The 13,774-nt window shown below is 65.4% G+C and carries 12 protein-coding genes; 7 read left to right on the top strand and 5 right to left on the bottom strand.

The features are described 5' to 3' along the window. The first annotated feature begins 40 nt into the window (after positions 1-40). The 4 genes from glgB to AB1411_00630 all read left to right on the top strand — a co-directional run bounded on the left by glgB (position 41) and on the right by AB1411_00630 (position 4,371). On the top strand, positions 41-2,272 hold the full coding sequence (glgB, locus tag AB1411_00645) for a 1,4-alpha-glucan branching protein GlgB (GenBank protein ID MEW6542100.1): 2,232 nt from the start codon (positions 41-43) through the stop codon (positions 2,270-2,272). A 251-nt stretch (positions 2,273-2,523) separates the two neighbouring features. Continuing rightward, a complete protein-coding gene (locus AB1411_00640; GenBank protein MEW6542099.1) occupies positions 2,524-3,141 on the top strand; it encodes a septal ring lytic transglycosylase RlpA family protein in 618 nt (205 codons plus the stop codon). A 116-nt stretch (positions 3,142-3,257) separates the two neighbouring features. Next, positions 3,258-3,494 carry a hypothetical protein gene (locus tag AB1411_00635; protein ID MEW6542098.1) on the top strand — a complete coding sequence of 79 codons (237 nt, stop codon included), beginning with the start codon at positions 3,258-3,260 and terminating at the stop codon, positions 3,492-3,494. A gap of 40 nt (positions 3,495-3,534) precedes the next feature. Further along, positions 3,535-4,371, top strand: a complete 837-nt coding sequence (locus AB1411_00630; protein MEW6542097.1) for a HEAT repeat domain-containing protein — start codon at positions 3,535-3,537, stop codon at positions 4,369-4,371. Positions 4,372-4,380: 9 nt separating this feature from the next. On the opposite strand, the gene AB1411_00625 is transcribed toward AB1411_00630, so the two are convergent. The 5 genes from AB1411_00625 to AB1411_00605 all read right to left on the bottom strand — a co-directional run bounded on the left by AB1411_00625 (position 4,381) and on the right by AB1411_00605 (position 10,145). After that, a complete protein-coding gene (locus AB1411_00625; protein MEW6542096.1) occupies positions 4,381-4,821 on the bottom strand; it encodes a hypothetical protein in 441 nt (146 codons plus the stop codon). Positions 4,822-4,830: 9 nt separating this feature from the next. Next, the gene (locus tag AB1411_00620) at positions 4,831-6,255 is read right to left on the bottom strand and encodes a HEAT repeat domain-containing protein (protein ID MEW6542095.1); all 1,425 of its coding nucleotides are present in this window, start codon (positions 6,253-6,255) and stop codon (positions 4,831-4,833) included. Between the two features lie 56 nt (positions 6,256-6,311). Next, complete coding sequence (locus AB1411_00615; protein ID MEW6542094.1) at positions 6,312-6,707, bottom strand: hypothetical protein; 396 nt, start codon at positions 6,705-6,707, stop codon at positions 6,312-6,314. Positions 6,708-7,003: 296 nt separating this feature from the next. Continuing rightward, the gene (gene glgP, locus AB1411_00610) at positions 7,004-9,175 is read right to left on the bottom strand and encodes an alpha-glucan family phosphorylase (protein ID MEW6542093.1); all 2,172 of its coding nucleotides are present in this window, start codon (positions 9,173-9,175) and stop codon (positions 7,004-7,006) included. Between the two features lie 97 nt (positions 9,176-9,272). Beyond that, on the bottom strand, positions 9,273-10,145 hold the full coding sequence (locus AB1411_00605; GenBank protein MEW6542092.1) for a hypothetical protein: 873 nt from the start codon (positions 10,143-10,145) through the stop codon (positions 9,273-9,275). 189 nt (positions 10,146-10,334) lie between these two features. On the opposite strand from AB1411_00605, the gene AB1411_00600 reads away from it, so the two are divergent. Genes AB1411_00600 through AB1411_00590 form a run of 3 tightly spaced genes read left to right on the top strand, consistent with a single transcriptional unit; the run spans position 10,335 to position 13,741 of the window. After that, a complete protein-coding gene (locus tag AB1411_00600) occupies positions 10,335-10,811 on the top strand; it encodes a CsgG/HfaB family protein (GenBank protein MEW6542091.1) in 477 nt (158 codons plus the stop codon). A gap of 11 nt (positions 10,812-10,822) precedes the next feature. Further along, positions 10,823-12,856, top strand: a complete 2,034-nt coding sequence (locus AB1411_00595) for an ATP-dependent helicase (GenBank protein MEW6542090.1) — start codon at positions 10,823-10,825, stop codon at positions 12,854-12,856. A 3-nt stretch (positions 12,857-12,859) separates the two neighbouring features. Further along, positions 12,860-13,741 (top strand): hypothetical protein, encoded by an 882-nt coding sequence (locus AB1411_00590; protein MEW6542089.1) that lies wholly within the window; start codon positions 12,860-12,862, stop codon positions 13,739-13,741. Positions 13,742-13,774: the final 33 nt, after the last annotated feature.

Below are 13,774 nucleotides of genomic sequence, written 5' to 3'. Positions count from 1 at the left end.
CCCGTTGCCTCCTCCGCGGGGATCGGATAGAGTGCGGGACATGGACGAATTGACGGACCAGATCGAGCGGCTCCTCAGGGCCGAGCATTGGGATCCGTTTGCCGTGCTGGGACCGCATCCGGTCACCATGAACGGCGGACCCGCGACCGTGATCCGGGCGTTTTTGCCGGAGGCCCGGGAAGCAACGGTCCTCCTCGAGTCCCAGGAGGCGAGCGCGGAGCGGAGCGGACCCCAGGCTCCGATGAAGAAAGTCCACTCGGCCGGCCTGTTCGAGGCGGTGATTCCCGTTCCGGTGGAGCGGGTCCGCTACCGGCTCCGGGTCACCGATCAATGCGGGACCCAGACCAAGAAGCGCGATCCCTACTCGTACCAGCCGCTGCTTTCCGATTACGACCTGCACCTGTACCGCGAAGGGCGGCTGTACCGGGCGTACGACCTCCTGGGCGCCCACGTCCTGACCCTTGAGGGGGAAACCGGCGTCCGCTTCGTCGTCTGGGCGCCGAACGCCTTGCGGGTAAGCGTAGTCGGAGATTTCAACGGATGGGACGGCCGGCGACATGCCATGCGGAGTCGCGGCGAGACGGGCCTGTGGGAGCTGTTCATCCCGGGTCTCGGCGGGGGGACGGTCTACAAATACGAAATTCGCCCCCAGGGCCAGGGCGCGCCGTTTCTCAAAGCCGACCCCTATGCTTTCGCCGCGGAGCTGCGGCCCAAGACCGCATCGGTGGTCCGGGACCTCTCGACCTACCGGTGGGGGGATCACGAGTGGATGCGGGCGCGGGCCTCCCGCGATCCGCTCGGGGAGCCGGTGAGCATTTACGAAGTCCACCTGGGTTCCTGGATGCGGGTTCCGGAAGAGGAGGGACGCTGGCTGACCTACCGGGAGCTCGCCGCCAAGCTGATCCCGTACGTTAAGGACCTGGGCTTCACCCACCTGGAGCTGATGCCGGTGACCGAGCATCCGTTCGACGGGTCCTGGGGTTATCAGACCACCGGGTACTTTGCTCCGACCAGCCGGTACGGCTCGCCCGAGGATTTTATGGCCTTCGTGGATGCCTGTCATCAAGCCGGTGTCGGGGTGCTGATGGATTGGGTTCCGGCCCATTTTCCCGACGATCCCCACGCGCTCGCCTGGTTTGACGGGACCCACCTGTACGACCATGCAGACCCGCGCTTGGGATACCACCCGGAATGGCAGAGTCGGATCTTCAACTTCGGCCGGGTCGAAGTGTGCAATTTCCTTCTCAACAGCGCCCTGTTCTGGCTGGACCGTTACCACATTGACGGGCTCAGGGTGGACGCGGTGGCGTCCATGCTGTACCTGGACTATGCGAGGAAGCCGGGGGAATGGATCCCCAACCGGTACGGCGGCCACGAGAACCTGGAGGCCGTCGAGTTCCTCAAGGAGTTCAACCGGGTCGTGTACCAATACTGTCCGGGAGTCCTCACGATCGCCGAAGAGTCGACGGCCTGGCCGGCGGTCTCCCGTCCGACTTACGTGGGGGGGCTGGGGTTCAGCTTGAAATGGAACATGGGCTGGATGCACGACATGCTGGACTATTTTCGGCTTGACCCGGTGTACCGCAAATATCACCAGGACAAGATTACCTTTGGACTGGTCTATGCCTTCAGTGAAAACTTCGTCCTGGTCCTTTCTCACGATGAAGTCGTGTACGGCAAGCAGGCGCTCCTGTCCAAGATGCCTGGCGACGACTGGCAGAAGTTCGCGAACTTACGGGCTCTTTTCGGGTACATGTACGGTCACCCGGGCAAGAAGCTCCTGTTCATGGGAGGAGAATTCGGCCAGTGGATGGAATGGAGCCATGAAACCAGCCTCGACTGGCACCTGCTGCAATACACGTTGCACCAGGGATTGCAGCGCTATGTTCGCGATCTTAATTGGCTTTACCGCAATGAGCCGGCTCTCCATCAGGTGGACTTTGACTGGACCGGTTTCCAATGGATTGACTTCAGCGACGCGGACCATTCGGTGATCGTGTTCCTTCGCAAGGATAGAACTGGCTCCAACCCGGTCCTCTGCCTGTGCAACTTCACCCCCCTGCCTCGCTATGGCTATAGGGTCGGAGTGCCTTTCGGAGGATGGTATAAAGAATTGCTCAATAGTGACGCTGACTTGTATGGTGGGAGCAACCAGGGCAACTGGGGAGGGGTCATGGCTGACTCTCTCCCTTGGCACGGCTTGCCCTACTCCCTCTCTGTGACAATTCCTCCCCTCAGCATCCTCTTTTTAAAGCCCGGCTCGGCATCATAACTCATTGTAAAAAAAGACGTTGTGAGAACTTGTTCCTTGACCTTGACTTTCCCCTCAAGGGTTTGCTATACATTATCCCACTTCAACCATACTTCACATATCATCCCCGGTAAGTCGTTTCCCGTTACCCGATTCAGTCCAAGGAAGGCTTCCCTGACAAGGGAGGGTACAGGGTTAACCTGCGAGGTACCTGAATGAGTACGTGTCCAAGGTCTGGCAGTCGAAAGGGGCGGGGGAGAGCCCCCCTTCTGTTGCTGCTCACCCTGGTGACGGCCTGTACCTGCCTCCCCAAAGGGCAGGCTGATCTGGACGTGGGAGTGAAAGAGCGGGGGGTTGCGTCCTGGTATGGCAAGGAGTTCGACGGATGGCTGACCGCCAGCGGCGAGCCCTACAACATGGAGGACCTCACCGGAGCCCATCGAACCCTGCCGCTTGGGACGGTCGTCCGGGTCACGAACGTGAACAACGGCAGGCAAGTCCAAGTCCGCATCAACGACCGTGGGCCGTACGTAAACGGCCGCATCCTGGACCTGTCCTATAAGGCGGCCAGGAGGCTGGGCATGGTCGAAGGGGGCACGGCGGCCGTATCGCTGGAGGTGGTGGGGAACCACGGCGGGCTGTTTTCCGCCGCGGAGCATGGTCACGGAGTGCCCGTCCCGCTCTCGCTGCTTTCTGCCGATGTGCCCCAAGCGTCCGCTTCCGACATGCCCTGGCGGGACGATCCCGGCCCGATCGACGAAGCCCGCGGAGCCCGCGACTTCAGCCCTTTCCCCGGAGACGTGATGCGTGAGCGGCGACTTCGCCGCGTCGCCGACATCCTGGCCGCCGACCGCCACGTGTCCGTCGTGGCCACTCTTCTCCCCGTGTAAGCCCCCCTCAAGCCTTTCAAGAAGCCGCTTCGCTCGTGTTGACACTGCCGAGCCGTGTCCACTACACTGGGGCGCGGGTGACGGTTTAACGGATCAACGCAAGGGAAAGGACGTCCATGGCCCAATCGAAGCCGGCGGAAACCGACGAAGCGCGGTTGCAGAAGAAAGTCAGGGAGCGGCGCGCCGCGAGCGACAATCCCGAGGGAGATGCGGCCCTGCGGAAGTTGCGGAAGCGCCTCAAGCGGGCCCAGCGGAAGCGGCGCAAGCTGGCCATCAGGCTTCGGCACGCGCTCGGAAAGAGGGCAGCGGGAGAAGGAAAAGGCGAAAAGGCGGGAGCCGCCGTCCAAGCCTGACGGTCCGTCTACGGTCCCGGGAGGAACAGGAGCGAGCAGCATGACCGACGAGCAGAAGCCATCTTCAGATCCTGCCCAGCCGGAAGCGTCCGAGGAGTTGACCGATCAGGTCGCGGAGGCCGTCACCGGAGCGGGCGAGCCGGCGGAGCAAGCGGCTGAAGCGGGAGCCGACGCGGCGCAGACGGCCGAGGGGGCGGAAGAGGTCCTCCTCGACGAAGAGAAGGTCAAGGACGAGATCGAGATCCAGATCGATCTCCTCAAGGACTCCGATTGGGCGGTCCGTCGAGAGGCGGTCGTCACGCTCGGAGAGATGGGGGACGAGCGGTGCGTTGCGCCGCTGGTCCGGGCGCTCCGGGATGGGGACTGGCAGGTGCGCGAAGCGGCGGTCGAGGCGCTGGGCATGGTGGGCTCGCCGGCCGTCGAGCCGCTGCTCAGGCAACTGCGGGACTGGGACATCCGCAAGTTCGTGATCCGGGCCCTGGGCAAGATCAAGGACGAGCGGGTCCTGGAGCCCCTGATCGGGCAATTGCGGAGCGACGAGTTCAACCTCGATGCGACCGAGGCGCTCGTGGAGCTCGGCGAGCCGGCCGTCGAGAGGCTGGTGGCCGCGCTCAAGGACAAGGACGAGCTGGCTCGGAAACAGGCCGTGATCGCCCTGGGCCGGATCAAGAGCGCCGCCGCCCTCGAGCCCCTGATCGAGATGCTCAAAGACAAGGATTGGTTCACCCGCCTGACGGCCGCCGCGGCGCTCGAAAAGCTCGGGGACCCGAAGGGCCGCGAGGCCATCAAGCCGCTCTTGAACGACCCGGACTTGGTCGTGAAGATGCGGGTGGAGCGGATCCTCGCCGCGTGGAAGAAATCCCCGGCCAGCGCCTGACGGCCTCCGCTACTGCGCCAGCAGCCCGTCCAGCTCCTTCTGAATCTCGTCGAGTTTCGCCCTGGGAAGGGGCTTCCCCATTGACAGCTCCAGTTGAGCTTCCCGGACTTTGGCCAGGAGCGGCCTGACCTTCTGCGCCCCCCCTGCGTCCCGTTCCCGTTCGACGCTGCTGGCCTTTTCCAGGTTCTCCACGGCCTGGGCGAGCGCGTTGGCGGCGTTGCCGAAATTCTTGTCCAGGAGTTCCGATTTCGCTTCGACCACGCCGGCCTTGCCGTCCACGAGGCCTTGGCGAAGCCGAATCGTCCGTTCGATCCCCAGCGTGGTGTCCCGCAGGCTGCGCGAGAGTTCTCCGACGGTCTTTCTCAGTTCCCCGATCGGGTGCTGGCCGACGTAATAGCCGGCGCCGAACGTGGCCGCAAGCAGCACCATCCATCCGAGCAGTTTCAGCATAGCGTCCCCTCATGAGCGGGCATGATGTTTTCCCCCGGTGCAGTCACGCGAAAGGATCTGCGCCAGGCTTCCCGCGGCGGCGATGCGGACCGCGACGTCCGTGTCCAGCAGAGCCTTCTTCAGCAGCGGGGCGGCGGCCTGCCCTCCGGCCTTGCCGAGCGAGCGCGCAGCGGTCAGGCGGGGCTGCGGCTGCTGGTCCCGCAACAACTGGTCGAGCACCGGAAGGGCTTTCGGGCTTCCGCCCAGGCCTAAGGCCATGGCCGCCGCACTGCGGACCGAAGGATCCGGATGCTTGGCCAGGTCGGCCGCGACGAGGATCGCCTCTCCATCGCCCAGCCGGAGCAGTCCCTCGACGGCTCCGGCCCGGACCAGCTCAACCGGATCCCGCACCGCTTGGCGGAGCAGCGGCTTGGCGTTGGCCAGCCCGAGCCGACCCAGGCTGGCCGCGGCGATGCTGCGCACGCGCGGGCTCTCGTCGCCCAAGGCGTGGGTGAGCGGCGTGAGGGCGTCGGGGGAGCCGAATTCCCCCAGCGCCCCGGCCGCGAAGGCCCGGACCGAGGGGTCCGGATCGTACACGGACTGGCTCAGGACCGACAGGCTGGCGGGACGCTTCAGCCGGCCCAGCGCGCCCAGCGCGGCCATCCGGCTCTCTGAATCCGGCAGCGTGGCCGCGCCGGTCAGGTCGGCGAACGCCTCGGACCGTCCCAATTTCACGAGGGCGGCCAGGGCGAAGACCTGGATCGCCCCCTCTTCAGTCCGCGCGATGCGGGCGATCTGGTCCAGCGCGGACTTGTCCCGGACCTCTCCGAGCGCGTTCAATGCGGCGATCCGCACGCCGGGCGCCGAGTCCTGCAGGGCCCGCTTCAGGCCGGCCAGCGCGCTCGGCGCCTGACCCTTCGACCGTTGGAGCGCCCGTCCCAGCCCTTCGACGGCGCGGGCGCGAACGAGAACCGAAGAGTCCAGGAGCCCGTCTTCGAGGATCGGAACGAGCTCGCGGCTTCCCAGCTCGGACAGGACGGTGTAGGCGGCGATGCGGACGTATTCTTCCTGGTCCCGGGCACGGCCGGTGACAAAGGCGAAGGCGACGTCGCGCAGCCACGCAAGGTTGTCCGGGCGACCGGGAGGGATCAGTCTGGCATAGAGCCGAAACGCCGCTTCGGCCTGCCCGAGCCGGAGGTAGCTGAACATGGCCACCTTCAGCAGATCCTGGGAAGGTTCCTGTCCCGGCGGCAAGGCCTCGAACAGGCGGAGGACCCGGTCGTAATCGGCCCGCTGGAAAGCCGAACGGGCGTCGCGGTCGAGGTCGGCGGCGGTCTCGCGCGCGAAAGCGGTGGACGGAGATACGGTGAGGGGAGCGAGCAAGAGGCCCAGCAAGACAGTCAATCCCAGGAGAGCTGCCGGAACGCGCGCCGCCACCGGCGCATCTTTTCGCATCCGACGAAGGGAAGTCAAGGCCCGGGTCGGCGGGAACAACCGCGTGGGCCCGGCGCCTAGGAAGCGGGCGGGAAAAAAGGGGCCTTGGCATTCAACACGCGATGCAGGGCGCAGGTCTCGCATTTCTTCGTGAAGCGTTCGCAGGAATGGAGGGCGTCCAGGTACCGGGTGTCCTTCATCCACATGGCTTCCCCCATCAGGAGGCTGTGCCCGATCGCCCGGCGGACAAAGGCTGGGTCGCCGGGGGCACCCTGTTCGGCAGATGCACATGTATCGTGGGAGGGCATGGGAACTGCGGGCCACTGTCCCAGGGGACAGTGAGGACCGTCGCCGGAGGCGTGCAGCACGCACTGGGCGAGGGCCTGAGCCAGGGCCTCGTGCCGTCCCTGTCTGGTCTTGGCCAGGATTCGAGACACGAGTTGCCTGAAGGAGCGGTGCGGTCTCGACGGCATGGGGCCTCCCGTCCTGGCGGGGAGGAGCAAAAATCGTTCCAATCTTGCCTTGTGCCTCCTGCTCAGGGTGTGGAGCCGAGACTCGTTGCGGGAACGGGCGTAACGCCTCGTGTTCGCGAGCAGAATGGCGGTGTGAACGGGGGAGGGCCGGACTGGTATAAGAAGAGATACGGAACCAATTCGCACCGACAGGCGTCAGGTCTGTACAAACATGTACAGACGCTCGCCACCTGACCCATGGGCAAGGGAAGCCGAATCGGCGCTTTCGGGACCGTGCGGAAAACGGGGCGGGTCCGTCACCAGACGGAGCGGACCGGCGAAGCGGCCGGCGTGTACAACAGTTCCGTGTACTCCTTGACCATTCGGCTGGCGCAGAAGCGGGGGGCAATCGTCCGGATGGCGTCCTTGACGATCTGCAGCCAGCCCCGCGGGATGCCGTCCCGGTCCCGCGTGTAATAGAGCGGGACGATGTCCCGCTCCAGGATGCGGTAGAGGTGCTCCGCATCGTGGTCGTCATGCACGTCGGCCTCGAGGGGAGAGTCCGGCAACGGGATCGCCCAGCCGTTCGCCCCGTCGTACCCCTCGTGCCACCAGCCGTCCAGGACGCTCAGGTGAGGGACGCCGTTCAGCGCCGCCTTCTGGCCGCTGGTGCCGCTCGCTTCCAACGGGGGACGGGGGGTGTTGAGCCACACGTCCACGCCCTGGACCAGGAACTTGGCCATGTGCATGTCGTAGTCTTCGAGAAAGGCGACGTGCCCGCCCAGTCCGTGGTCCCGGCAGAAACTGTAGACCTGGTGGATGAATTGCCGCCCCGGCTCGTCGGCCGGATGAGCCTTGCCCGCGAACACGATCTGAACCGGCCGCCAGCGATCCTGGAGGAGATGCTGGAGTCGGGTCAAGGATCGGAACAGGAGGGTCGCCCGCTTGTAGGTCGCAAAGCGGCGGGCGAACCCGATCGTGAGCGCCTCCGGGTCCAGCAACGTTCCTGCGGCCAACGCTTGCGAGGCTTCCAGCCGTCCCTGCACCCAGCCGGCCCGCGCCCGCTCCCTGATGAAGCTCATCAGCTTGCGTTTGAGGGTCTGGCGAACGGCCCACAGCTCGCCGTCGGGAATGTCCATCACGCGATGCCAGACGGCCGGGTCGTCCGACCGGTCGGCCCAGTCCGGCCCCAGGTATTTGCTGTAGAGGTGATTCAACTCCGGGGCGACCCAGGTCGGCACGTGGATGCCGTTGGTGATGCTGCGGATGGGAACCAGGTCTTCCGACAGGCCGGGCCACAGAGACTGCCACATCCTGCGGGAGACGCGGCCGTGTTCCCGACTGACCCCGTTGACGTGCGCGGACATCCGGATGGCCAGCACCGTCATGTTGAACCCGGCCTCCTGATATTCGGGATGCTGGCCGAGCTGGAGAAACTCTTCGCGCGTCAGCCCCATCTGGGACCAGTACCGGTTGAAGTACCGCTCCATGAGATGGACGGGAAAGACGTCGTGGCCTGCGGGCACCGGCGTGTGTGTCGTGAACACGGTGCTGTGCCGGACGAGTTCCGCCGCCTCCGCATGGGGCCGGCCGGCCTGCACCAGCTCCCGGATCCGCTCGAGGGTCAGGAACGCCGAGTGCCCCTCGTTGGCGTGCCAGACCGCCGGCGCCAGGCCGAGGGCGCGAAAGACCCGCACACCGCCGATTCCAAGCAGGATCTCCTGGCGCAGCCGCACCTCCTGGTCTCCCCCGTACAATCTGGCGGACAACTCGCGATCCGCCGGATCGTTCTCGGACACGTCCGTGTCCAGGAGATAGAGGAGCACGCGGCCCACGCGAATCTGCCAGATCAGGGCCGCCACGGTCCGGTCCCCCACTTCGACTTGGATCCTGGCCTGCTCCCCCGACGGCGTCAGCGCCTGCTGGATCGGGGATTCAGCCAGATTGAACGGGGCGGATTCGGCTTGCTGCCAGCCGTCGGGGGTGATCCGCTGGTGGAAATAGCCCTGGGGATACATGAACCCGAGTCCCACGAAGGGGAGTCCGAGATCGCTGGCTTCCTTGCAGTGGTCGCCGGCCAGGATGCCGAGCCCGCCGCTGTAGATCGGGACCGAGATGTGCAGCCCGAATTCGGCTGAGAAATAGGCGATGGGGGACCGGGCCTGGGACGGATGTCTGACGGCGAACCAGGTGTGCGTTGCCGCCATGTATTCGTCGAAGGCTTTGAGCACCGCGGAATATTGGCGGACGAATACGGGGTCCGAGACCAGTTCGGCCATCCGCTGGGGCTTCAGCTCCTGGAGCAGTTTGACCGGGTTGTGATGGGTCAGGCGCCAGAGGGTCGGGTCGATGGTCTCGAACAGGCGGCGCGCCTCCGGCTTCCAGCTCCACCAGAGGTTGTGGGCGAGTTCCTGGAGGCGATCGAGCCCCCCTGTGGGAACCGGGGCTTGCCCTCGCGATCCGCTCGCTGTGACGTTGCCGTCTCCCATGAAGAACCCCGATGTTCCTCCCTGCGGTCAGCGCCGCACGGCCATCAGCGTGCGGCGACCAGCCGATGGCTGACTGCTGAAGGCCGACGGTTCCTTGTCACGCGTGTCCGATCTGGTTCCACGCGGACCATTCGGCCGAGGACGCCACTGCCGCGTAGCGCTGGCCGAGAATTTGGGTCACGCGGTTCATGAGGCGGGTCAGCTCTCGCGCCTCTTCGGGCTTCAGGTCCTGCTTGAATCGAGGGTGGACTCCCCAGCGGGTTTCCACTTCCTCGCCCTGGACCGTGGAGATGACGCTGACGAGCTTGATCTCGTTCGCGGCTTTGGCGGCGACGCCGGCCGATGACTCCGCGCCGGCGCCGGCGGTCCGCTCGGCGGCCTGCGGATCTCCGCCCGCGGTCGCGCGCGGCTCGGCTTCCGCAGTTCCGCGCACGCCGTCGAACACCGCCTTCATCGCCGGAATGGCGGAGCTGACGCAGAGGGTCGCGGCGGAGACCACCATACCGTTGCCGGTCGCTCCCAACAGGTGCGCGATCCGCTCGCTCAGATACTTGAAGTACTCGTCTCTGACCTTGCTGTCCTCCGTGGCCAGGAAGCGGAACCGCTCGTATCGCTCCCGGCTTTCCGCCACCGATTGACCGATCGTGAGGACAACTTCCATGAAATCCGTGTCCGGGCCGAGCGCCGGCTCCAGCACGGTCTTGAGATGCGCGGTGACGGCGTCTTCGAGGCTGTCCATGAAAAGCGGCTGCTCCTTGACCGGGATGTACAGGGCGGACAGTCGGTCGGCGAGGTTGAACAGCACCTTCAGGAACTCGAGATAGACGTCCCACTCGGCCCGCTTCTTCAGCTTCATGGCCTGGTCGGGCGCACTTCGCTTGACCATGGTGACGGATTCGCCCGCGACCGCCGCCATCAACGTGGCCAGCTCGCGGAGCAGCTTGCTGTAGGTTCCCTTGGATGCGCTCATCGTCCGCCTCGATGTGAACCCATTATATACAAGTCCGTCGGGCGCTCCAAGGGACATGAGTGGCGCCCGGTCTTGCGTCGCCGCTCAAGGCCGGGCTCGGATGGGTGGAGGGATGGGTCGTTGCAACGGGGGGACCGGTGTGTTATCTGTCTCACTCGCCCGAGTGACGCGTTGGATGTACGACGAAAGATGACGATGCGCCGGCGCCTCAGCGATGCGGCCTGTCTTGTCGCGGCGGTCAGCCTCTCCGCCTGTGCGACCCAACACCTGAATGTCGCCATGCAGGCCCCGGCCCCGGTGAATCTGAAAGCCAAGGGCGTGCACGCCCTTGCGGTCTTGCCCTTTGAGGGGCCGGGAGAATCCGGGACACGGCTCGCGGATCTCGTCACGGGCAAGCTCGCGGAGGGACCGGACTTCACGATCGTGGAACGGGAGAAGCTGCGCGCACTCGAGAGCGAGCAGGTGCTTGGGATGGCCGGCGTGGTGGACGGGAGAACGGCCGCCAAGGCCGGAAAGGTGCTCGGGGCGGATGCGCTGCTCGTCGGCAAGGCGGAACAGGCCTATCGGACGGCGGAGAAAATCACGCCCAAGACGCGCTACCTGGAGGCCGTAGGACACGTCCGGGCCGCGGCGGAGCCGCACCGGAGGCTCGAAGAAGAAAAATAGGTGGGCGAAGGATGGATCGCGAGATCAAGCCCTACGTGCTCAAAAAGCCGGCCGAGGAGCTCCAGCCGGCGAAGCTGTCGCTGGACTACGCGGCCGAGTTGAACCAGCAGCAGTTGGCGGCGGTGACGGCGGGGGATGGGCCGGCGCTCGTCATCGCCGGCGCCGGGAGCGGGAAGACCCGGACGCTGGTCTATCGGGTCGCCTACCTGATCGACAAGGGCGTGGATCCCTCCGCGGTGCTTCTGCTCACCTTCACGCGCAAGGCGGCGCAGGAAATGCTGCACCGGGCCGGACTTCTGATCGGAGCCCGCAGCGAGCGGGTCTGCGGCGGCACCTTCCATTCCGTCGCCAACATGCTGCTGCGGCGCTACGGCCGGCCGATCGGACTGGAGCCGGGGTTCACGATCCTCGACCGCGGCGACGCCGAGGATCTGATCAACCTCCTGCGGGCGCAGCTCGGGATGAACGAGAAGGACAAGCGCTTTCCGCGGAAGGCCACGATCGCCGAGATCTTCAGCAAGTGCGAGAACACCCTGCAGGGCCTGGAGGACGTCGTCCTCGGGGAGTTCGCCCACTTCGCCGAGCACCTGGAGGACCTGGCGAAGCTGCGGAAGGCCTATGAGGCGGCCAAGCGGCAGCGGCAGTTGCTGGATTACGACGACCTGCTCGTGCGGCTTCGGGAACTCCTGAGCCAGGATCAGACCGCCGCTCACGCCATCTCGAGCCGCTTCCGCTACATCCTCGTGGACGAGTATCAGGACACCAATCGCCTGCAGGCCGAGCTGGTCCGCAAGTTGGCCGCCGCGCACGACAACGTGATGGTCGTGGGGGACGACAGCCAGTCCATCTATGCGTTCCGCGGCGCCACGTTCCGGAACATCATGGATTTCCCGCAGTGGTTTCCGGGCGCGAAGATCTACAAGCTGGAGGAAAACTACCGCAGCACGCAGCCGATCCTGAACCTGGCCAACGACATCATCCAGGGGGCCGCCGAGAAGTACGCGAAGCACCTCTTCACCCGCAAGATCGACGGACCACTGCCGGCTCTGGTGCAGGCGGCCGGAGAGAACGCCCAGTCCCGGTTCGTGGCCCAGAAGATCCTGGAGCTGCGCGAGGAGGGCGTGCCGCTGGACGAGATCGCCGTGCTCTTCCGCTCCAGCTTCCATTCGTTCGACCTGGAGGTCGAGCTGTCCCGGCGGAACCTGCCGTTCGAGAAGCGGGGCGGCTTCAAATTCATCGAGACCGCGCACGTCAAGGATCTGCTGGCTCACCTGCGGGTCATCGAGAACCCGCTGGACGCGGTCAGCTGGCACCGGGTGCTGCTTCTGGTGGAAGGGGTCGGACCCAAGAAGGCCCAGGACTTGGTCGCCTCCTTCGTCAGGGCCGAGCAGCCGGACCGGCGGCCGTTCGAGTTGCTGCGCGAGGCCAGCGGGCGGGCCGGACGCGGGCTTAAGGACCTGGCGCGCGTCCTGGAAGAGGCGGCGCGGTCCGGCTCCCTGACGCCGGCCGAACAGGTGAACGAGGTCTATGGCTACTATCTGCCGGTCCTCAAGCAGCAGTACGACGACTACCCCAAGCGGATGCGTGACCTCGAGCACCTCTACACGATGGCGGAGCGGTATCAACGTCTGGACGAATTCCTCTCCGACCTGGCCTTGGAGCCACCGGATGCCAGCGTGGCGGACGTGGAAGCCGCCGACCGGGACGACGAGCGACTGGTCCTGTCCACGATCCATTCGGCCAAGGGGCTGGAATGGCAGTGCGTGTTTCTGATCTGGACCGTGGACGGCCGCTTTCCCTCGGCCTATTCGTTTGTGACCGAAGAGGAGCTGGAAGAGGAGCGGCGGCTGTTCTACGTGGCGGTCACGCGCGCCAAGCAGCGGCTGTACCTCACATACCCCATCAACGTGTTTGACAAGTCCTCGGGGATGGTCCTGTCCAAGCCCTCGCGCTTCCTTGACTCCGTGTCCCCATCCTTGCTCGAGGCCTGGGCTCTCGTGGAGGAAGGGGGAACCTACGACCAACGGGTGGAGGACTGGGATTAGCCCGTGGCGAACTGGCGATTGCGACTCTCCCTGTGCCTGTACTGCTCCTTCGCGGCAATCCCTCAGGCCGTCGCCTCCGAGACGCCGCCGGCCGTTCAAGGCATTTGGGCCAACCTGATCGGACAAGCCGAGACCTTGGGACTGCCGACGCGGTTCCTCCGCGCGATCCCTCCGGACTTCGTCACGTTGGAGTTCGACGACTTACGCGCCTTTGCGGCGGAGTACCATCCGGCTGAGCACCGTATGGTCTTGAATCGCACGCTGTCGTTCAACGCCGCCGCAGGGAGCTTGAGGCCCCTGGCGTCGCTGTCCCATCGCGAGCTGGGCACGCTCTATCACGAGCTGTTCCACGCCTATCTCGACTACCTGCTCTCCGCGCGGGACCAGACGGCCCTTGGCCCCCAGGATTTCCGCCTTCTGGCTTTGGCGCGCGACCAGCAGCAGTGCCGCTATCAAATCGTCACGATTGCCCCGGTCGTGCAGCGGAAATCCGCAACCGAAACCCGATTCCTGACTGAACGGGAGTCGTGGGAAGCCTTGAACGAAACCTGGGCGGTGTTTGTCGGATGGGCGGTCTGGACCGAGCTGGAACTGGGCGGGGGGAAGGGACGCAAGGGATTCCGCCTTGGCGAAAATTGGATGAAGCGGCTGACCCAGGCGGATCGCGATGGAGACCTCATCGGCTACTATGAGCCCGAAGGTCAGGCCGAGCGGGCGGTCGCGCGGAAGCGGTATCTGGCTCATGCTCATCGCATCACGCCCCGCGAAGTGCGACGGTTGCTGGAAGTCGTATTCGGAGAGACCGCCGAGGGGGCGCAACGCCTAAGCAAGGGCATGGAACAGGGAAGAGCCCCCTCGAAGGACTCGGTTCCCTGTCGCGAGTGAGCCGGCCGTAAACTTCCCCTTGACAAGTCATGG

The organism is Nitrospirota bacterium (genome assembly GCA_040757595.1).
Lineage (GTDB): Bacteria > Nitrospirota > Nitrospiria > Nitrospirales > Nitrospiraceae > JBFLWP01.
The sequence above is the reverse complement of the archived record's forward strand: the minus strand, read 5'-3'. Positions and strand labels throughout refer to the sequence as shown.